At 62.3% G+C, this 19,984-nt stretch carries 16 protein-coding genes, 1 tRNA gene and 3 pseudogenes; 7 read left to right on the top strand and 13 right to left on the bottom strand.

What is annotated here, in order from left to right; translation table 11 throughout:
- Nucleotides 1-22: 22 nt before the first annotated feature.
- From ACQB61_RS17800 to aroA, 4 genes are all read right to left on the bottom strand, one after another.
- The gene (locus ACQB61_RS17800; protein WP_430513705.1) at nucleotides 23-445 is read right to left on the bottom strand and encodes an HIT domain-containing protein; all 423 of its coding nucleotides are present in this window, start codon (nucleotides 443-445) and stop codon (nucleotides 23-25) included.
- A gap of 155 nt (nucleotides 446-600) precedes the next feature.
- On the bottom strand, nucleotides 601-2,298 hold the full coding sequence (rpsA, locus tag ACQB61_RS17795) for a 30S ribosomal protein S1 (protein ID WP_430513704.1): 1,698 nt from the start codon (nucleotides 2,296-2,298) through the stop codon (nucleotides 601-603).
- Nucleotides 2,299-2,630: 332 nt separating this feature from the next.
- On the bottom strand, nucleotides 2,631-3,257 hold the full coding sequence (cmk, locus tag ACQB61_RS17790; RefSeq protein WP_430513703.1) for a (d)CMP kinase: 627 nt from the start codon (nucleotides 3,255-3,257) through the stop codon (nucleotides 2,631-2,633).
- Nucleotides 3,254-4,609 (bottom strand): 3-phosphoshikimate 1-carboxyvinyltransferase, encoded by a 1,356-nt coding sequence (gene aroA / locus ACQB61_RS17785; RefSeq protein ID WP_430513702.1) that lies wholly within the window; start codon nucleotides 4,607-4,609, stop codon nucleotides 3,254-3,256. Before aroA ends, cmk begins: the two co-directional genes overlap by 4 nt.
- Nucleotides 4,610-4,902: 293 nt before the next feature.
- On the opposite strand from aroA, the gene ACQB61_RS17780 reads away from it, so the two are divergent.
- The 3 genes from ACQB61_RS17780 (at nucleotide 4,903) to ACQB61_RS17770 (ending at nucleotide 6,117) form a co-directional block, all read left to right on the top strand.
- Nucleotides 4,903-5,286, top strand: coding sequence for a TIGR02300 family protein (locus ACQB61_RS17780; RefSeq protein WP_430513701.1), 384 nt, complete (start codon nucleotides 4,903-4,905; stop codon nucleotides 5,284-5,286).
- A gap of 298 nt (nucleotides 5,287-5,584) precedes the next feature.
- A tRNA-Ala gene (locus ACQB61_RS17775) sits at nucleotides 5,585-5,660 on the top strand.
- A gap of 109 nt (nucleotides 5,661-5,769) precedes the next feature.
- Nucleotides 5,770-6,117 (top strand): cupin domain-containing protein, encoded by a 348-nt coding sequence (locus ACQB61_RS17770; protein ID WP_430513700.1) that lies wholly within the window; start codon nucleotides 5,770-5,772, stop codon nucleotides 6,115-6,117.
- Between the two features lie 13 nt (nucleotides 6,118-6,130).
- On the opposite strand, the gene ACQB61_RS17765 is transcribed toward ACQB61_RS17770, so the two are convergent.
- From ACQB61_RS17765 to ACQB61_RS17735, 7 genes and pseudogenes are all read right to left on the bottom strand, one after another.
- A complete protein-coding gene (locus tag ACQB61_RS17765; RefSeq protein ID WP_430514405.1) occupies nucleotides 6,131-6,871 on the bottom strand; it encodes a FadR/GntR family transcriptional regulator in 741 nt (246 codons plus the stop codon).
- Between the two features lie 41 nt (nucleotides 6,872-6,912).
- A complete protein-coding gene (yjfF, locus tag ACQB61_RS17760) occupies nucleotides 6,913-7,893 on the bottom strand; it encodes a galactofuranose ABC transporter, permease protein YjfF (protein WP_430513699.1) in 981 nt (326 codons plus the stop codon).
- A gap of 55 nt (nucleotides 7,894-7,948) precedes the next feature.
- Nucleotides 7,949-8,923 (bottom strand): annotated as a pseudogene (locus ACQB61_RS17755) (ABC transporter permease); the annotation flags it as partial.
- Nucleotides 8,920-10,494 (bottom strand): annotated as a pseudogene (gene ytfR, locus ACQB61_RS17750) (galactofuranose ABC transporter, ATP-binding protein YtfR). The pseudogenes ytfR and ACQB61_RS17755, both read right to left, overlap by 4 nt.
- 94 nt (nucleotides 10,495-10,588) lie before the next feature.
- Nucleotides 10,589-11,551: a galactofuranose ABC transporter, galactofuranose-binding protein YtfQ gene (gene ytfQ, locus ACQB61_RS17745; protein ID WP_430513698.1), complete on the bottom strand. Its 963-nt coding sequence runs from the start codon at nucleotides 11,549-11,551 to the stop codon at nucleotides 10,589-10,591.
- Between the two features lie 152 nt (nucleotides 11,552-11,703).
- Nucleotides 11,704-13,432 (bottom strand): annotated as a pseudogene (locus ACQB61_RS17740) (Na/Pi cotransporter family protein).
- A gap of 20 nt (nucleotides 13,433-13,452) precedes the next feature.
- Nucleotides 13,453-13,710 carry a hypothetical protein gene (locus ACQB61_RS17735; protein ID WP_430513697.1) on the bottom strand — a complete coding sequence of 86 codons (258 nt, stop codon included), beginning with the start codon at nucleotides 13,708-13,710 and terminating at the stop codon, nucleotides 13,453-13,455.
- Nucleotides 13,711-13,894: 184 nt separating this feature from the next.
- On the opposite strand from ACQB61_RS17735, the gene ugpB reads away from it, so the two are divergent.
- The 4 genes from ugpB (at nucleotide 13,895) to ACQB61_RS17715 (ending at nucleotide 18,123) form a co-directional block, all read left to right on the top strand.
- Entirely contained in the window at nucleotides 13,895-15,226 is a 1,332-nt protein-coding gene (gene ugpB, locus ACQB61_RS17730; RefSeq protein WP_430513696.1) for a sn-glycerol-3-phosphate ABC transporter substrate-binding protein UgpB, read from the top strand.
- Between the two features lie 67 nt (nucleotides 15,227-15,293).
- Nucleotides 15,294-16,178, top strand: coding sequence for a sn-glycerol-3-phosphate ABC transporter permease UgpA (gene ugpA, locus ACQB61_RS17725; RefSeq protein WP_430513695.1), 885 nt, complete (start codon nucleotides 15,294-15,296; stop codon nucleotides 16,176-16,178).
- Nucleotides 16,179-16,189: 11 nt separating this feature from the next.
- The gene (ugpE, locus tag ACQB61_RS17720; protein ID WP_430513694.1) at nucleotides 16,190-17,038 is read left to right on the top strand and encodes a sn-glycerol-3-phosphate ABC transporter permease UgpE; all 849 of its coding nucleotides are present in this window, start codon (nucleotides 16,190-16,192) and stop codon (nucleotides 17,036-17,038) included.
- Nucleotides 17,038-18,123, top strand: a complete 1,086-nt coding sequence (locus ACQB61_RS17715) for a sn-glycerol-3-phosphate import ATP-binding protein UgpC (protein WP_430513693.1) — start codon at nucleotides 17,038-17,040, stop codon at nucleotides 18,121-18,123. Before ugpE ends, ACQB61_RS17715 begins: the two co-directional genes overlap by 1 nt.
- A gap of 60 nt (nucleotides 18,124-18,183) precedes the next feature.
- Here the strand turns inward: ACQB61_RS17715 and ACQB61_RS17710 are convergent, their stop codons facing one another.
- On the bottom strand, nucleotides 18,184-18,810 hold the full coding sequence (locus tag ACQB61_RS17710; protein WP_430513692.1) for a glycoside hydrolase family 25 protein: 627 nt from the start codon (nucleotides 18,808-18,810) through the stop codon (nucleotides 18,184-18,186).
- A 176-nt stretch (nucleotides 18,811-18,986) separates the two neighbouring features.
- Entirely contained in the window at nucleotides 18,987-19,778 is a 792-nt protein-coding gene (locus ACQB61_RS17705) for a DUF4394 domain-containing protein (RefSeq protein ID WP_430513691.1), read from the bottom strand.
- Nucleotides 19,779-19,984 lie beyond the last annotated feature (206 nt).

Below are 19,984 nucleotides of genomic sequence, written 5' to 3'. Positions count from 1 at the left end.
TGGTTCGGCTCAGGCGCCCCGCTCAGGCCAGCTGCCCGGCATCCAGCGCGGCGCGCAGCCGTGTGATCAGATCCTCCGCCACGCCCGGATCATAGGGCTTGGCCGGAACAGCTCCCCACACCGGGCCGGGCCAGGCCGGGTCCTCGTGGAACCTTGCAATAATGTGCAGATGGAGCTGGGAGACCATGTTGCCAAGGGCGCCGACATTCAGCTTTTCGCAAGCCGTAATGTCACGCAGGGCCTCGCTGACACGGGCGATCTCACGCATCAGCTGCAGGCGGTCATCTTCGGAAAGGTCGATGATCTCGATCAGGTCGCTGTGGCGCGGCACCAGCAGCACCCAGGGGTAGTTGGCATCCTTCATCAGCCGGACTGCGCAGAGCGGCAGATCCGTTACGTGCAGGCTGTCCCCTTCAAGGCGGGGATTGAGATCAAAGCGGATCATGTGCGTTCCGTCGTCCTTCCAGCGCCCCGGCATACGGGGCAGAGGCGGCAGACTACACGCGCCGTTCCGTCTTGGCGAGAGCCGCCCCACACAAACGAAACGCCCCGGCTTTTGACCGGGGCGTTCCAGTTTCAGGTCAGGTGACCGGACGAAGATCAGTCTTCGTCGCGGGCCTTCAGAGCGGCGCTCAGGATGTCGCCGAGCGAAGCACCCGTGTCGGAAGAACCGTACTGTGCCACGGCTTCCTTCTCCTCGGCGATTTCAAGCGCCTTGATGGAGACGGAGATGCGGCGGGTCTTCTTGTCGAACTGGGTGATGCGGGCGTCGAACTTGTCGCCAACCGAGAAACGCTCGGGGCGCTGTCCATCGCGGTCGCGGGCCAGATCGGCGCGGCGGACGAAGGTGGTCAGATCACTGTCCGCAACCTTCACTTCCAGACCGCCATCCTTCACTTCGATGACTTCGCAGGAGACGATGGCGTTCTTGCGCAGTTCGCCAGCGGCGCCAGCTTCGAACGGATCACCGCCGAGCTGCTTGATGCCGAGCGAGATACGCTCCTTCTCCACGTCCACGTCGAGCACCACGGCCTTGACCATGTCGCCCTTCTTGTACTCCTCGATGACCTGCTCGCCCGGACGGTTCCAGTCGAGGTCGGAGAGGTGCACCATGCCGTCCACGTCGCCTTCGAGGCCGATGAACAGACCGAATTCGGTCTTGTTCTTGACTTCGCCTTCGACTTCCGTGTTGACCGGGAAGCGCTCTGCGAAAGCATCCCACGGGTTCTGCAGGGTCTGCTTGAGACCGAGCGAGATGCGGCGCTTGACCGGATCGACTTCCAGGACCATGACGTCGACTTCCTGAGAGGTCGAAACGATCTTGCCCGGATGGACGTTCTTCTTGGTCCAGGACATTTCGGACACGTGGATCAGGCCTTCGATGCCCGGCTCCAGCTCAACGAATGCACCGTAATCGGTGATGTTGGTCACGCGGCCCGAGAACTTGGCGCTGATCGGGTACTTGGCTTCGATGCCATCCCACGGATCAGTCTCAAGCTGCTTCATGCCGAGGCTGATGCGGTGCGTGTCCTGGTTGACGCGGATGATCTGCACGCGGACGGACTGGCCGATGGTGAGAACTTCCGACGGGTGGTTGATGCGGCGCCATGCAATGTCGGTGACATGCAGCAGGCCGTCGATGCCGCCGAGGTCGACGAACGCACCGTAATCGGTGATGTTCTTGACCACGCCTTCCACGGTCTGGCCTTCTTCCAGGCTCTGCACCAGCTCCGAACGCTGCTCGGCGCGGGTCTCTTCCAGCACGACGCGGCGGGACACCACGATGTTGCCGCGGCGCTTGTCCATCTTCAGAATCTGGAACGGCTGCGGGGTGTGCATCAGCGGGGTGACATCGCGCACCGGGCGGATATCGACCTGCGAACGCGGCAGGAAGGCAACGGCGCCATCCAGATCGACGGTGAAGCCGCCCTTGACCTGGTTGAAGATCTGGCCGGTGACCTTCTCGCCCTTCTCGAACGACACTTCGAGACGGACCCAGCTTTCTTCGCGGCGCGCCTTTTCGCGCGACAGCACGGCTTCGCCGAGGGCGTTTTCGACGCGCTCGAGATAGACCTCGACCTCGTCGCCAACCTTCAGATCGCCATCACGGCCCTTGACGCCGAATTCCTTCATCGGAACACGGCCTTCGACCTTCAGACCAACGTCGATGACGGCGAGGTCCTTCTCGATGGCAACGATGATGCCCTTGACGACGGACCCTTCATACAGGTCGTTCGTGCTGAAGGACTCGTTCAGAAGGGCGGCGAAATCCTCGGTGGAGGGGTTCATTGCAGACATAAAAACTCCTGGTGCCATTGCTGGCGTCGCCGGCTGGGCTGGTGTTGATGATGGACCCCCGTTCCTTCCGGGACGCCACCGCAAGGTGGCATCCTTCCACGCAGAACCAGCCCAGAAGGCAGATCCGGCGCGGGCCGGCGGACGGAAGGCGGAGATCCGTAACGTCCTTGGCTCAGGCACTGCATCAGCGGCTGCCCGAACCGGAATTCCTTTATGCGGCCTGTCCCGGTGTAGAAGGGGATGACCCATCTGCCCGTGATAAGGCTGCCTGTTTGATCAAGCCGAAATCCCGCTCTCCGGCATGGCCGGGCGGGTCTTTCCGAGGCTCCTGATCAGGATGCCCGGGCGGCGGTGATGATATCCACAGCTGCCTGGAACGCCGTCTCTATATCCATTCCCGTCGTATCTAGCAAGTGCGCACCCTCCGCTTGACGCAGCGGAGCGACGGTTCTGTTCATGTCCCGCTCGTCCCGGCGCTTCAGATCTTCGAGCACCGAGGCAAAATCCGCCTCCTTGCCTTGAGACTGAATTTCCGCCGTGCGGCGCTTGGCGCGGGCCTCGGGGGCAGCGGTGACATAGAGCTTCACATCCGCATCAGGGCAGACCACCGTGCCGATGTCGCGGCCGTCCAGAACCGCGCCGGGAGGCGTCTGCGCAAAGGCGCGTTGCAGGCGTACAAGCTCATCGCGAAGGCCCGGCAGCACGGCGATGCGTGAAGCTGCCTCTCCAACCTCATGGGCGGAGAGGGCGCTGCGGTCCATGTGGCCAAGGTCCAGGCGCCCAGCGATATCGACGGCCACCTTTTCGTCTCCGAGCGGCAGGCCCTGCGCCAGAAGCGCGGCGGCAACAGCCCGGTAGGTGAGGCCGGTGTCCAGATGCCGCAGGCCGAAATGGGCGGCGAGGCGGCGGGCAAGCGTGCCCTTGCCGGAAGCGGCGGGTCCGTCGATGGCAATGATCATGCGCGCGCGTCCTCCAGTTCGCTGATCTCGGCTCCCAGGCCTGCAAAGAGGCTGGTGAAGGTGGGGAAGCTGGTGGCGATCACCGCGCCGTCGTCCACCGTTACGGCCTTGTCGCTGGCAAGACCGAGCACAAGGAAGCTCATGGCGATGCGATGGTCGAGGTGCGTCGTCACGATGCCGCCGCCGATGCCGGACGCACCGCCCGTTACGGTCAGATCTGCTTCGCCTTCCTTGCAAGGGATGCCATTGGCCTCCAGCCCGCGGGCGACAGCCGCCAGACGGTCGGATTCCTTCACCCGCAGTTCTTCAAGGCCGGGCATGTGGGTGTCGCCCTCAGCAAAGGCCGCGGCCACTGCGAGCACCGGATATTCGTCAATCATGGAAGGCGCGCGGTTCGCCGGAACGGTGACGCCCTTCAGCTTGCTCGCCTTGACGCGGATATCGCCAACGCGCTCGCCGCCGGCCATGCGCTCGTTCTCGATGGTGATGTCGCCGCCCATCTCGATCAGGGTGGTGATGAGCCCGGTGCGGTGCTCGTTCAGCAGCACGTTTTCCACCGTGACGTCAGAGCCCGGTGTGATCAGCGCGGCGACGATCGGGAAAGCGGCGGACGAGGGGTCGCCCGGCACGTCAATATCCTGCGCCTTCAGTTCCGGGCGGCCCTTGAGGCGGATGATACGGGAACCCTGCTCGTCAATCGTGACGGAGATATCGGCGCCGAAGCCGGCGAGCATCTTCTCGGTGTGGTCACGGGTGGCGATGGGTTCGATCACGACCGTCTCGCCCGGCGTGTTGAGGCCAGCCAGCAGCACGGCCGACTTCACCTGCGCCGACGGCATGGGCACCCGGTAGGTGATCGGCAGGGGCATGTCGGCGCCGCGGATGGACAGCGGCAGCCGGTCTCCGGCGCGGGCGACGACCTGCGTGCCCATCTGGCGCAGCGGGTCCAGCACGCGGCCCATCGGGCGTCGGGACAGGGACGCATCACCCACGAAGGTGGCGGCAATCGGATGGGTACCGAAGATGCCCATGGTCAGGCGCACGCCTGTGCCGGCATTGCCGAAATCGATCACGTCTTCCGGCTCCAGCAGGCTGCCGAGGCCAACACCGTCGATGTGATAGGTGCCGTTCTCGTCCCTGTGGATGCGTGCACCCGCCGCACGCATGGCGCCTGCGGTGTTCAGCACGTCCTCGCCTTCCAGCAGGCCGGTCACGGTGGTACGGCCGACAGCCAGGGCGCCGAACATCAGCGAGCGGTGCGAGACGGATTTGTCCCCCGGCACGCGGATGCGGCCCGTGAGGGCGGAACCGGCGCGCGAACGCAAGGGGCGGGGCGTCGAAGCGTGAGACATGGTCAATTCCGGAAGTTGCGGAGCCTGAAAAAGTGGTCACTCCTAACACGGGTCCATGCCCCCGTCATCCGCGAGTGCGGGATGGCACGAATTTTTGCTTGCGCAGCGCCTGAGAATGCTTCAGTCAACGAGGCCGGTCATTTGGCTTTGACATGAAGGCGCGCCGCGGTTAAGGGCCGCGCCTTGAGCAAGACGGCCCCCGGCGTTTGCGGACTGGACAGAGGCGTTCCAGCCCGGAAGTGCCGGAGATAGAATTTGTACAAACCCTCGAGCACGAACAAAGGGTAAGCACGGTGGCAAAACCTGAACTCGGCACAAAGCGGCTGTGCCCTAGCTGCGGCGCCAAATATTACGACCTGAACCGCAACCCCATCACCTGCCCGAAGTGCGGCACCCTGTTCGACATTGTGTCGAGCAGCCGCGCTGCCAAGGCTTCTCGCGTCGTCCAGCAGGAGGACGAGGACGAGGATGAAGAGGATCTGGTGGCTCCCGAGCTGGTCTCCCTGGAAGAGGCTGATGCCGAGGCCGAGGGCGATATCGTTCCGGATCTGGGTGATGACGACGAAGCGGCCATCGACGATGACGCGGATGACGATGTCTTCATCGAGGATGAGGAAGACGAAGACGAAGCCGTCCCGGGCATCGTTGTCGAGATGGACGACGACACCGACCGCTGAGGCGGGCAACTGCTGAAGTGAGCATCCGGCAGGCTGTTCCTGCCGGATCCGTTTCTCCAGTCTTCATGGGGCGGGGCGAAGGCGCTATCGGCAAGACCGGTGCGCCAAAGCTGCGATCCTCGCCATCCCGGGCCTTTGCCAGCTCACGGATGCGCGGATTTATGCGGTGTTTTTCAAGGGGTTGAGTTGTCCACAGGCGGTTTTTGATTTTTCTCGAGAAAGCCTCTTGATCAATTCAAAGACCCCTCTATAACCCGCCTCCACAGACGCCGGTGACCCAAGCCGGTTTAAAAGTTTCGGGGCCATAGCTCAGTTGGGAGAGCGCTTGAATGGCATTCAAGAGGTCGTCGGTTCGATTCCGATTGGCTCCACCACTTCGAGGGTAACCTCGGCGAGGCAGGTTCAGGAAACTGAACCTGCCTTTTTCGTTTCCCCGTCCTGTGCCATGGTCCGGAACCATTTTCGGAACTGCAGCGAGGCCGCATGAAGCATTTTCTTTCGCTCGATCTGGATCAGCTGACACCGGAGCATGATGCCCCTGCACCCGAAAAGGTGATCTCGGGTGATCCGCGCTTCACCACGTGGCTGCTGGAGACCTGTGATGATGAGCGGCAGTTCACCGGCGCCTGGGAATCAACGCCAGGCGCCTGGCGTGTCTCCTATGATGAATGGGAATTCTGTACGATCCTGTCCGGCCATTCCCGGCTGACGGATGCGGACGGGACCGTGCGGGAACTGAAGACTGGCGACAGCTTCATCATCCAGCCCGGCTTTTCCGGCATCTGGGAGGTGATCGAGACCACCCGGAAGCTCTTTGTCATCCGCTTGTGAAGGGGCTTTGACGTCACGCAGAGGCGTCTGTGGCTTCCTGTATGGCGCTGGGCAGCACACGGTCGCGGCCGATGATGATGACGCGCTCCATGGCCTTTGCAGCGGCTTGAGGATCGCGTTGGCCGACGGCATCGGCAATGGCACGGTGCGTGCCAGCGGTTTCGGCAAAGCCTTCCCGGCTGCCTGCAGGCGAGCTGAGGCGGAAGATGCTGACGAGGGCCGCGCCGATGAGGCTGCCGACGGAGCTCATGAAGGGGTTGCGCGAGGCCTCCAGGACGGCCAGATGGAACTTCATGTCCGCTTCGGCGAAGGCGCGGGCATCTTCCGCGTCCCGCATGGCATCGGTCAGCCGGTGCAGGGTGCGGATGTCCTCGGCGCTGGCGTTGAGGGCCGCCATGGATGCGGCTGCTGGCTCCAGTGCCAGCCGTACATCCGACAGATGATTGAAGAGGGCGGCATCGACGCCACCGCTGAAGTGCCAGCTCAGCACATCGCCGTCGAACAGGTTCCAGTACTTGCGGTCCGTCACCTTGGTGCCGATGCGCGCACGGGCCTGCACCATGCCCTTGGCGGCCAGCGTCTTCATCGCTTCGCGCAGCACGGTGCGCGACACCTGGAAGCGTTCTGCCAGCTCGTTGTCACCCGGAAGGACAGCGCCGGAAGGGTACTTCCCTTCCACGATTTCCCGGCCCAGCACATCCACCACGCGCCCATGGCTGTTGCGTGGAGAGAAACTTGCGATACTGGGCTCCATCACGTTCATGTCCGGGTTCCCAAGGCCCTCCGGGGCCTCCTCTAGCTGGCCTGATGCATGCGCCTGTCCGCTCCGCCGGTAAACCAAACCAGGCCCTTCTGCAACAAAATGAAAGCAAAGAGCAGCAATCCGATTACGATCTTGGTCCACCAGCTCGAAAGTGAGCCATCGAAGATGATATAGGTCTGGATCAATCCCATGATCAGGACCCCTGCGAAGGTTCCTGCCACATAGCCGCTGCCACCCGTCAGCAGGGTGCCGCCGATGACGACGGCTGCGATGGCGTCCAGTTCCACGCCCACTGCCGCCAGCGAGTAGCCGGCAGAGGTGTAGAGCGAGAAGACGATGCCCGCGAGGCCCGACAGGAAGCCGGAAAGGGCATAGATCAGCACAGTGGTGCGTCCCACGGGCACACCCATCAGCCGGGCTGTCTGTACCCCGCCGCCCAGCGCATAGACATTGGTGCCAAAGCGGGTGCGGTGGGCAAGGAAAATGCCCGCCGCAACAGTCAGCAGCATGATGCCGCCAATCAGCGTCAGCCGTCCCTTGCCGGGCAGGCGGATGAACATCTCCTGCAAGGTTCCGTAGAACTCGTGGGTGACGGGGATGGATTCGGTCGAGAGTACGAAGGCGAGCCCCCGCGCCAGGAACATGCCTGCCAGAGTGACGATGAAAGCGGGCATGGCAAGAGTATGGATGATGCCGCCCATGGCCGCGCCAAAGGCCGAGGTGAGCACCAGCACCAGCGCGAAAGCCGCCAGCGGGTGAATGGACGTGTCTCGCATCAGCACGGCCAGCAGTACGCCGGTGAAGGCGATGACCGAGCCTGCCGACAGATCAATACCGCCTGACAGGATGACAAAGGTCATGCCAACAGCGGCGATGCCGAGGAAGGCATTGTCGGTCAAAAGGTTGCCCGCAACGCGCGTGGACAGCATGGCCGGATACTGGGTGTAACAGATCACATAGGCCAGCACGAAGACGGCGAGCGTGATGAGAAGCGGAAGCTGGCGGGATGTCATGGCTTGGACAGCTCCTCTTGGCGGTGCTTGCCGGTTGGCGGCGCAGCACGGTGAAAAGGCTCTGGATGGCGGGGGACTGGATCAGCAAAATCACGATGATGATGCTGGCCTTGATCACCAGATTGAATTCCGGCGGGAAGCCGGAGATCAGGATGCCGGTGTTGATCGACTGGATGATGAGCGCGCCAAGGGCCGTGCCGAACAGGGTGAAGCGTCCGCCAAGGAGCGAGGTGCCGCCGATGACGACGGCCAGAATGGCGTCCAGCTCCAGCCACAGGCCTGCGTTATTGGCATCCGCACCCCGGATGTCGGCCGCTGCGATGATGCCAGCCACTGCTGCCGCAAAACCGGAGATCATGTAGACGGCGACAATCAGAACCCCTGCATTGACACCGGCGAGGCTGCTGGCGCGCCTGTTGATGCCCACAGCCTCGATGAGGAGGCCAAGGGCAGTCCGGCGTACCAGCAGAGCCGCGATGATGGCAGCCGCCAGCCACAGCACCACGGGCATGGGCAGCCCGAAGAGTGAGCCGCTGCCGACAAAGATCAGCCCCTCATGGTTGAAGGTGAGGATGGTGCCTTCGGTGATCAGCTGGGCAATGCCGCGCCCGGCGACCATGAGAATGAGGGTGGCAATGATCGGCTGGATGTTCAGGAGGGCGACGAGAATGCCGTTCCACAGCCCGCAGGCAAGGCCGATCCCCAGAGCAACAGTGATGGCCGCCACCGCGCTGCCGCTGCTGGCCACGGTTGCCGCTGCCGCTGCCCCGCAGATGGCCATGACTGCGCCCACCGACAAGTCAATGCCGCGCGTCGCGATGACCAGCGTCATGCCGATGGCAAGCAGGGCCACCGGTGCGCCGCGGTTGAGAATGTCGATCAGGCTGCCATAGAGCCGCCCATTGGCAATGCCGATGTCGAGAAAGCCGGGGAACAGCAGGGTGTTCAGCGTTAGCACCACGGCGAGCGTGATCAGTTGCGGCGCAAAGCGCCGGAGGAAGCCGCCAGTGGCATCGATGAAGGGCGTCATTCGGCTGCTCCTCTGGCCTGGTCCTGAGCGTGGCCTTGTTCTCTAACATGTCCATGCCCGGCCTCCGCGATGGCCTGCATCACCTTGTGCGGGGTCACGTCCTCTCCTGTCAGTTCGGCCACATGCGCCCGGTCGCGCACCACGATCACCCGGTGGCTGTAGACCACCAGTTCCTCCAGTTCGGAGGAAATCACCAGCAGCGACATGCCTTTGGCACAAAGATCCTCGATCAGGCGGATGATCTCCGCATGGGCCCCCACATCAATGCCGCGTGTCGGTTCGTCGAGAATGAGGAACTTGGGATTGAGCGCCAGCCAGCGGGCCAGAAGCGCCTTCTGCTGGTTGCCGCCGGAAAGTTGGCCGATCGGCTTCTCCCGGCTGGTGGTGCGAATATCGAGTGCCTTGATGTATTTATCGGCCAGCGCCACCTGCTCCTTGCGCGGCACGGGCCGCAGCCAGCCGCGCCGCGCCTGCAGGGCAAGGGCGATGTTCTCGCGGATCGAAAGCTCGGCGATGATGCCGTCATGCTTGCGGTCTTCAGGGCAGAAGGCAAAGCCTTCGGCAATGGCCTGACGGGGGAGCCCAGCTTCAGCACCCGCCCATCCATCCGCGCCTCGCCCGTATCGGCAGGAGCCGCGCCGAACAGAACTTCAGCGGTTTCCGTGCGGCCGGAGCCCAGCAGGCCGGCCATGCCGACCACCTCACCTGCATGGACGGAAAGATCGAAGGGGGCGACATGGCCCTTGCGGCCAAAGTGGCGGAACTGGAGCGGCGCGTCACCATCGGGCCTGTCGGAAGCCACCCGCTCCCGGGTCTCTGCCTCTAGGTCGCGGCCCAGCATCAGGGCCACCAGATCAAGACGCGGCAGTCCAAGGGCGGCGCGGGTGGCGACCTTGCGGCCATTGCGCAGGATCGTCACCGTATCGCAGATTTCGTAGACCTGATCGAGGAAGTGCGAAATGAAGACGATGCCGAGGCCGCGTGCCCTCAGCCCGCGCACCACGTCGAACAGCATCTCCACTTCCTGGGTGTCGAGGCTGGCGGTGGGCTCGTCCAGGATCAACACCTTGCCGGAGAGATCCGCCGCACGCGCAATGGCAATGATCTGCTGCACGGCGACAGGATAGGCCGAAAGGCTGCGGCGTACGTCGATATCAAGGCCATATCCGGCCAGCAGCTCCTTGGCCCGCGCTTCCATCTCGCGGGTGCGGACCATGCCAAAGCGCATCGGCTGGCGGCCGAGGAAGAGATTTTCGGCCACCGTCAGGTTTCCCAGAAGATTGACCTCCTGATAGACGGTGCCGATGCCCATTGTCTGGGCGTCCAGCGTGTCGCGCGGGTCGATCCTGCGGCCTTCCAGCAGAATCTCCCCGGTCGCGCCGGTAGGCGCCGGTCAGGCATTTCACCAGCGTGGACTTGCCCGCGCCGTTCTCGCCGAGCAGGGCATGCACCTCGCCCGCCTGCAGGGTGAAATCCACGTTGTCGAGGGCAAGCGCGCCGGGAAAGGATTTGGTGATTCCGGTGGCCTGCAGCAGATGCTGCGGCCCGGCGTGGGTAGATCTGTCTGTCACGGCGCTGCTCCGCAGGCGTTGGCTGCCGCAAGGGCGGTCAGAAGCTGGGTGACCGGCAGGAGGGTGTCTGCCGGCCCCCTTTTTCAGGACCGGCTTAGTAGCCGAGATCCTTCTTTTCTTCGTAGACCTTCTGCGGGTCGTCAGCCTTGGTGAAGAGCTTCGATTCCGTCTGGATGAACTTCGCGGGCATGGTGCCGTCCTTGCGGAAAGCCTCCAGGGCGTCGAAGGCGGGCCCTGCCATGTTCGGCGTCAGTTCCACCGTGGCGTTGGCTTCACCGGCGGCCATGGCCAGGAAGATATCCGGCACGGCATCAATGGAGACGACCAGAATATCGGTGCCCGGCTTCAGGCCCGCTTCCTTGATGGCCTGAATGGCGCCAACGGCCATGTCGTCATTGTGAGCATAAAGCGCACAGATGTTCTTGCCGCCGTTTTCCGCCTTGAGGAAGCTTTCCATGACTTCCTTGCCCTTGGTGCGGGTGAAGTCGCCGGTCTGGCTGCGGATGATCTTCAGGTTGTCATGACCGGCCAGCGCCTGTTCAAAGCCCTTCTTGCGGTCGATGGCAGGGGATGAACCGGTCGTGCCCTGCAACTCCACCACGTTACACGGCTTGCCATTCACTTCCTTCACCAGCCAGTCACCCGCGACAGACCCTTCATGCACCAGATCGGACCCAACAGCCGTCAGGTACAGGTCCTTGTCGCTGTCGACCATACGGTCAAGCAGGATGACCGGGATTTCTGCTTCCTTGGCTTCCTTCAGCACCGCGTCCCAGCCGGTGGCGACGACGGGTGCCAGCAGGATGGCGTCCACGCCCTGCGCGATGAAGGAGCGCAGCGCCTTGATCTGGTTTTCCTGCTTCTGCTGGGCATCGGCAAACTTCAGGTCAATGCCGCGCTTTTCCGCCTGCTGACGGGTCAGCGTCGTCTCGGCGGCGCGCCAGCCGGATTCGGATCCGATTTGCGAAAAGCCGACTGTCAGCGCCATCGCTGAGGTTGAGGCAAGCGCGACCGTTGCGAGCATCGTCATGCCCGCCAGAGCTGTCTTCAATTTCATTGGTTCCTCCCAGAACACGAATGGCCGTGGCCGGAAGTGAAAAAATCATACTATATTATTATTGTAAAGATGGTGTTTGACGCTTCGTGCAACATTGCATTGTGCAGATGCGAAAGAAAACGCCGCCCGGTGATGCGGGCGGCGTGCAAATGTCAGGAATTGTTTGTTTTTTCTGGAAGCCGGTTTCCCTTGCCGCGCTCAGGCGGTTTTTCCTGCATCTGGCTGCTGCGGCCCGCCAGACGGCTTTCAAGGATTAGTCCCTGCTCGGCCAGGATGGGATGGGCGACGGTGACCAGCAAGGAATTGATCTCCTTGAAGGCCCGTACCAGTTCCAGGTGCATGTTGGAGGTTGCCATGCTGGCCGGATTGCCGGTCTGCAGCCGCTTCAGATGCCTGTTCTGGCTGTCGCGCTCCAGCTTGCGCATCACTTCCTTTTCGCGCATCAGCTGCTCCGCCGAGGCTGTGTCGGCAGAGATGAGCACGTTCATGGCCATCTGCATGTTGGCGAGCACGCGCTCGTGCAGGCGGGTGATCTCTGCCCAACCCTCTTCGGAAAAGCGCAGGCCCAGCCGGTTGCGTTCTTCGGCCAGCGGCAGCAGCATCTTTGCGATGATGTCGCCGATATGCTCCAGGTTGATGGCAAAGTCGGTCAGCTCGATGCTGCGGCGGGCTTCCTCCTCCTGCAGTTCGCCTCGGTTTACCTCCGCGATGAAAAGCTTGATCTCGGTGTGGCGGCGATTGACCTCCCCATCCAGAGCCCGCAAAGCGGCGATGCTGCCATCCTGCGCCCCGGCCAGAAGATCAATCACGGGCCGGTACATTTGCTCCACCGTTTCGCCCATCAGCAGAAGTTCGCGCTTGGCAGACGCCAGCGCAAGGCCGGGGTCTTCAGCGTGGAGCGGTCCAGTGCTGTGCGGGGGCGTGTCTGCACCGGATCTGCCACCACGGGCGGGCGCGGCAGGATGAGGGCAGTGAGATTTTGCATGGGGCTGGTGAAGGGCAGGGCCAGCACCAGCAGAACCGCGTTGAACAGCACGTGGGCATTGACGATCTGAACCTCTGGCGCGCTTCCCAGCCAGTTCAGCTGCGGGCTGGCAAGCCAGAGCGCCAGCAGTGCTGCGGCTGCGCCAAGCGCGCGGAACACCAGATTGCCCATGGGAATGCGCCGCGCCTCGATGGTCAGCCCGCGCGTCAGCCAGACGGCAATCAGCCCTGCACCCATGTTTGCCCCCAGAACCATCGGCAGGGCCGCTTCGAGTGGCAAAAGGCCAGCGCTGGCAAGGCTTGCCAGCAGCAGCACCATGGCGACGGAAGAATGCATCGCCCAGGTCAGCAGCGCCACCAGGGCAAAGGCAGTCAGCGGGTCGCCCTGCAGATAGGTGATGACTGCAGGCAGCGCCTCGCTGTGCCGCAGGGGGCGGTGGCTTCGCCGATCATCTTCAGCGACAGCAGCACGAAGCCGATGCCCAGAATGATGCGGCCAAGCTGGCGCACTTGCCGGGCCTCAAACTTGAGGAACAGAACGCAGCCCGCCAGCAGCAGCAGCGGGATCAGTTCGGACAGGTCGAAGGCGAGAATGCGCACCACCAGTGCCGAGCCGAGATCCGCACCCAGAAGTGCTGCAAGGCCCATGGAGGCGCCCAGAAGACCGCTGGCGGCAAAGCCTGCTGCCAAAACACCTACAGCGGTAGAGCTCTGCAGCAGGATGGCCAGCACCAGTCCAGCCATCGCCATGCCGAAGCGCCCGCCCTTTGCCTGCCTCAGCGCATCGCGCAAGGCCGGGCCATGTGCCCGCTCCATACCGGTGCGCACCATCCGCACGGCCCAGAGCAGGAGCATGACGGCCGCAGCCAGATGCAAGATGACGAGAAAGGGGTGCATGGCGTCTCCAGGAAAACCTGTCAGGCGGGAAGGGTGATTGTGTACCGGCGGCGCAGGCAATCAACCCTGATACCCTCTAATGACGGAAATGATAAGGCATGTGTGCAGAAATGTCGCGGAATCGCGCGAATCCGGCGGTTGAAAACAGATAAGCTGGCAAAACGAATGGCAGCCATTGCCGGAACCTTCATTGCGGCGCTCACTGGCGAGGCGATGGTCCATTCACTTTTCATGTTCATGTGACGGCTGCATTGAACAGGGGCGTTGTCCTGCTTCATGAACTGTCGTACAACGTTCATATGAACGACATATGCCGTTCATATGAACACAATAAGAAGCGCAGGGACAAACACGGACCGCCGCAGGAAAGTTCGTCTTTCGGGTGTGGCTGATGTGTTCCAAGCGCTGTCAGGAGCCGGACCCGCAGAGCGGGGCGGCTGCCGTTTAGGGAGCAGGAAACCAATGGCTAAGCGTCATATCGCAGCCGGCCTTTTTGCCGCTGCCGCCCTCATGGGCACCACTTCCGCCTCGTTCGCTGTCACGGAAATTGCCTGGTGGCATGCCATGGGCGGTGAGCTGGGCCAGAAGCTCGAAGAGATCGCCAGCAAGTACAACGCCTCGCAGAGCGAGTACAAGGTTGTACCGACTTACAAGGGCAGCTACGCCGAGACGATGACGGCAGCCATTGCTGCTTTCCGCGCTGGCCAGCAGCCGCATATCGTGCAGGTGTTTGAAGTTGGAACCGGTACCATGATGGCCGCTAAGGGCGCGGTCTATCCGGTCTACCAGCTGATGGCTGATACGGGTGAAGCCTTCGACCCGAAGGCCTTCCTTCCGGCCGTTGTCGGCTACTACACCGACACCGATGGCAACATGCTGTCCATGCCGTTCAACTCCTCCACGCCGGTGTTCTATTACAACAAGAACGTCTTCGAGAAGGCTGGCCTTGATCCGGAAGTGGCGCCGAAGACCTGGGAAGAGGTCGAGAGCTTCTCCAAGAAGATCATGGACTCGGGCGCTGCCAAGTGCGGCTTTGCTTCGCGCTGGATCTCCTGGATCCAGACCGAAAACTTCTCCGCCTGGCACAACCTGCCGATCGGCACGAAGGAAAACGGCTTCGGCGGTCTTGATGCCGAGCTGACGCTGAACGGTGAGTATCAGGTCCGTCATTGGGGCAACCTGAAGAAGTGGCAGGACGAAGGCATCTTCCAGTACGGCGGCCCTGGCGGCGGCAACGATGCTGCTCCGAAGTTCTACTCGCAGGAATGCGCCATGTTCATGGAGTCTTCCGCAGGCCGCGCTGGCATCAACGCCAATGCCAAGGACTTCAAGGTCGGCATCAGCATGCTGCCCTACTATGCCGACGTGAAGGGTGCTCCGCAGAACACCATCATCGGCGGCGCGACCCTCTGGGCGCTGCAGGGCAAGCAGGCTGAAGATTACAAGGGCGTTGCCGACTTCTTCAGCTACCTGTCCTCGCCGGAAGTTCAGGCCGAGTGGCATCAGTTCTCGGGCTACCTGCCGATCACGCAGGCCGCCTATGATCTGTCCAAGGAGCAGGGCTTCTACGAAAAGAACCCGGGCGCGGACGTCTCCATCAAGCAGATGACGCTCAATGCTCCGACCGCCAACTCCAAGGGTCTGCGCTTCGGCAACTACGTCCAGATCCGTGCGATCATCGACGAAGAGTTCGAGCAGATGCTGAGCGGTTCCAAGACCTCGCAGCAGGCCCTCGATGACCTCGTCAAGCGCGGCAACGACCTGATCCGCGAGTTCGAGGCAGCCAACAAGTAAGCCGGAAACGGCAGGCAAGCCCGCGCTTCCCGCGCGGGCTTGCCTCTTTGCGTTCAGGGTGGGCCTTATGCAGACAAAACGCGCCATCTTCCCCAACAAGCTGCTGCCTTATCTTCTGCTGGCACCGCAGCTTGCCATTACCGGCGTCTTCTTCCTCTGGCCGGCAAGCCAGGCCATCTGGCAGTCGTTCCTCCGGGAAGATGCTTTTGGTTTCAAGACGACATTCGTCGGGGTGGATAATTACATCCGCCTGCTGGCGGACCCTACCTATTTGAATTCGCTGTATGTCTCGGCGATTTTCGCCGTCTCGACAGCGCTGCTTTCGCTTGGCCTTGCCCTTGTGCTGGCCGTGGCCTGCAACAACCTGATCCGCTCGCGCAATGTCTATTCCACCTTGCTGGTCTGGCCCTATGCGGTGGCCCCGGCGGTGGCGGGCATCCTGTGGTGGTTCATGTTCAACCCGTCCATCGGCATCTTCCCTTATCTGCTGCATGGGCTTGGCTACAACTGGAACCACAGCACCAGCAAGGTGGATGCGATGCTCCTCGTCATCCTGGCCGCAAGCTGGAAGCAGATCTCGTACAACTTCATCTTCTTCCTGGCAGGGCTTCAGTCCATTCCTCAGTCGCTGCTGGAGGCTGGTGCCATTGACGGCGCGCGCCCGGTGAAGCGTTTCTTCACGATCGTGCTGCCGCTGCTTTCGCCCACCACCTTCTTCCTGATGGTCGTCAACTTCGTCTACGCTATGTTCGACACCTTCCCGGTGATTGACGCGACCACCAAGGGCGGCCCGGCACAGGCCACCAACATCCTTGTCTACAAGGTCTATTCCGACGGCTTCGTCGGCCTCAACCTCGGTTCCTCCGCGGCTCAGTCCGTCGTGCTGATGGCAATCGTGATCGTGCTGACCGTCATCCAGTTCCGCTTCATCGAGCGGCGCGTGGCTTACTGAGAGAGGCGCAAATGGTTGAGAACAAACCCTGGCTGACCGCCCTCACGCATCTCGTGCTGCTGGCTGGCCTCTTCATCGTCGCCTTCCCGGTCTATGTGGCGGTGATTGCCTCCACCCACGGCCCCAATGACTTCATGTCTGGCGTCATCCCCATGCTGCCGGGCAGCGAGACGATAGCCAATTTCAGCACCATGATGACATCTGGCAACAGCTCGGCCGGTGCGCCGCCGCTGGGGCCGATGATGTTCAATTCTCTGGTCATGGCGCTTGCGATTGCCATCGGGAAGATCTGCATCTCGATCCTCTCGGCCTTCGCCATCGTCTATTTCCGCTTCCCCTTCCGCCAGCTTGCCTTCTGGATGATCTTCATCACCCTGATGCTGCCGGTGGAAGTGCGTATCCTGCCCACCTACAAGGTGGTTGCGGATCTGGGCATGCTGAACAGCTACTCCGGCCTGGCCATCCCGCTGATTGCCTCGGCAACGGCAACGTTCCTCTTCCGCCAGTTCTTCCTGACGGTGCCTGAGGAACTGATGGAAGCCGCGCGCGTGGATGGGGCAGGTCCGATGAAGTTCTTCCGCGATATCCTGCTGCCGCTCAGCCGGACAAACATTGCGGCGCTCTTCGTCATTCTCTTCATTTACGGCTGGAACCAGTATCTCTGGCCGCTGCTGGTGACCACTGACACGTCCTATTACACGATCGTCATGGGCATCAAGCGCATGGCTGACGTGGCCGATGCGCATCCGCAATGGCATCTGGTGATGACCACCGTTGTGCTGGCCATGCTGCCGCCGGTGCTCGTTGTCATCTTCATGCAGAAACTCTTCGTCAAAGGTCTCGTGGAGACGGAAAAGTAATGGCTACCATCACTCTTGATAACGTCCGCAAGGTCTATGCCGGCGGCGTCGAAGCGGTCAAAGGCGTGTCCATGGACATTGCCGACGGCGAGTTCATCGTGCTGGTCGGCCCTTCCGGCTGCGGCAAGTCCACCCTGCTGCGCATGATCGCGGGGCTTGAGGAAATCTCCTCCGGTGACATCCGCATCGGTGACCGTGTGGTCAACCGCGTTGACCCGTCCGAGCGCGATATTGCCATGGTGTTCCAGAACTATGCGCTCTATCCGCATATGACGGTCTACAACAACCTCGCCTACGGCCTGCGCAACCGTGGTGTGCCGAAGGACGAGATCGACCGCCGCGTCAAGGAAGCTGCGCGCATCCTGGAAATCGGTGCCTATCTCGACCGCAAGCCCAAGGCACTTTCCGGCGGCCAGCGCCAGCGCGTGGCCATGGGCCGTGCCATCGTGCGCGAGCCGGCAGCCTTCCTCTTCGACGAGCCTCTGTCGAACCTCGACGCCAAGCTGCGCGTGCAGATGCGTGTGGAAATCAAGCGCCTGCAGAAGTCGCTGGCCACCACCTCCGTCTATGTGACGCACGACCAGCTGGAAGCCATGACACTGGCTGACCGTCTGGTGGTGCTCAGCGGTGGTGAGATCGAACAGATCGGTGATCCGATCTCGGTCTATGAGCGTCCGGCCTCCACCTTCGTGGCCTCGTTCATCGGCTCTCCGGCCATGAACCTGATCACGACGGCTTCCGCCAATGGCCGCCTGTCGCTGCCGGGTGGTGCGGGGCTTGACGCTCCGGACATGGGCAAGGGCGCAGAGGTCATCCTCGGCGTGCGGCCCGAGCATCTGGCTCTTGCCAGCGAGCAGCCTGCGGAAGCGGGCGGCCTGACGCTGGATGTGGTGGCCGGTGTGCTGGAGCCGGTCGGGGCGGAGAGCTTCCTTTATGGCACCGTGGGCAGCGAAAGCGGGCCGCAGGTTGTCATCCGCGTGCCGGCCCATGCCCGCTACGAGACCGGCCAGCGCGTCAGCTTCACCGCCCGCGCTGCCAATCTCCATGCCTTCGACAAGGCAACCGGCAAGCGCATCGAAGACTGATCGCGGCACGTCCGCTGATCTGAAGGCCCGGCCATGCGCCGGGCCTTTGCATGTCCGGCTTCAGAACCAGTCAGGCCTTGTCCGCCGTGCGGCAAGCGCGGTGCCCATGACATCGAGATCCACAGCGCCGCTGATGCCGCTGACCGTGCCGCTCTGGCTGTATTGCCAGAAGGCATAGCTCGTCCAGTCTGGCGGCAGGGTGGGGGCCGGAGCTGTGGTGTATTCGGCGACCCAAAGCGGATAGGCCGAGAAATCCGGGTTGCCGACGCTGCTCCAGAAGCCGGGCGAGGTATAGATCAGCGGCTTCACGCGCAAATATATCTCCAGAATGTTCAGGAGCTGCGACAGGGCGTAGCTGAACTCGGAGTTGGTGACACCAGAGGCCACTTCGCAGTCAATGGCCGGCAACAGGTCTGCCGTCCTGTCATAGCCTGCGGTCTTGAGCTGATGAATGAACAGCTCGGCCTGATCCAGGAAACTCACGTTCGGCTCAAAGAAGAGATAGGCCCCGCATTTCAGTCCCGCGGCCTTCGCCCCTCTCCAGTTGGTCTGGAACATGGGGTCGACATAGCTCGTGCCCTGCGTCGCCTTGATGAAGGTAAATGCGGCGCCGCTCGCCGCCACATCCGCCCAGTTGACTGTGCCCTGATAGTGCGAAACGTCGATGCCCTTGACCGTGCTGCTCATGCTTCATCTCCAATGAGGGAGGCTGAAGACTGTGACTCCGGTGGCATCAGTCTGTGAAGCATGCTTGCAGGATGACGGGCGTGCTGCCGGATCGGATTGGATAGGCGCAAAGATGCGGGTGGCCAGTCCGCTGGACCGGCCACTCCGGAGCGAAGGCGATGCTTTGAACCGGCTTGTTACATCGCCGGCTGGATGGTGATGGCGCGCAGCGGCTGGCTCAGGCCCGTGATTTCACCTGATTTCGTGGCAGCGCCGGTCATCAGGTCGACCGTGTAGAGCACATTGTCCGCCACCAGCCAGGCTGTGTTCTGGCCATCTGCGGTGGCTTCGATGTCGAAGGCGTAGGCCGCTGGCTTCCCGTCGATGCCGAGCTTGCCGATTTCCTTCAGCGTGCCGTCATTCGGCTTTGTCTGCTGCACCAGCGCGCCGATGGTGGCGTCGATGTTGTACATGGCTGTCTTTTCGGGCTTGCCGCGTGAATTCGTGTAGGCGGCAGCGGCGATATCCGGCGTTTCGCCCTTGTGCATGCTGCCCTCTTCATAAGCGAGGCTGCCATCTACGGTGACGGCGCCCGTATCCGGATGAACGCGGTGGTTCACCGTACCGGTCATGTAGCGCAGGCGGTCTGCTGCCGGGTTGAAGTTGACGATGACTGGCATCTCGTCAATCGTCAGCGGAATGTCCATCTTCGCCACTTCCGTGGCCTTGCCTGTCTCAAGATCGATGGTGACGATTACATTTTCTGCCGTCACGCCAGTGAGGGCCTGATTGGCCGGGCGGAAGTCGATGCCGGTGAGGCGTCCTGTGCCTGTGATTTCCAGTGTCCGGGTCTGTCCCGGATTGGCCGTGTCGAACAGCACCAGCGTGTTTTCGCCAGAAAGCCCGGCCACCTGCGCAGCTTGTGCGCCGCCGATGGTCAGCGCGGAAACCGCTGCAAGGGTCACAAGTCGGGTCATGGTCATCTGCATCTCCTCAATCTTCGGGATGCACGGCCTTTCAGGACCGTACAGCCTCTAGACACGGGAGGACCCCTGTCTGGATGCAGTGCAGAGAAGATTTTTTCTGCATCCGTTCTGGCCGCCCATGTGTCAACGAAACGGGAGGGACGGTGATGTTGCTCTTGCCATGAAGCGGCAGACGTCTACTCTCGCAGCGGTAACAGGGAAACAGGACG

Source organism: Pannonibacter phragmitetus (genome assembly GCF_050510895.1).
Lineage (GTDB): Bacteria > Pseudomonadota > Alphaproteobacteria > Rhizobiales > Stappiaceae > Pannonibacter > Pannonibacter phragmitetus_B.
The sequence above is the reverse complement of the archived record's forward strand: the minus strand, read 5'-3'. Positions and strand labels throughout refer to the sequence as shown.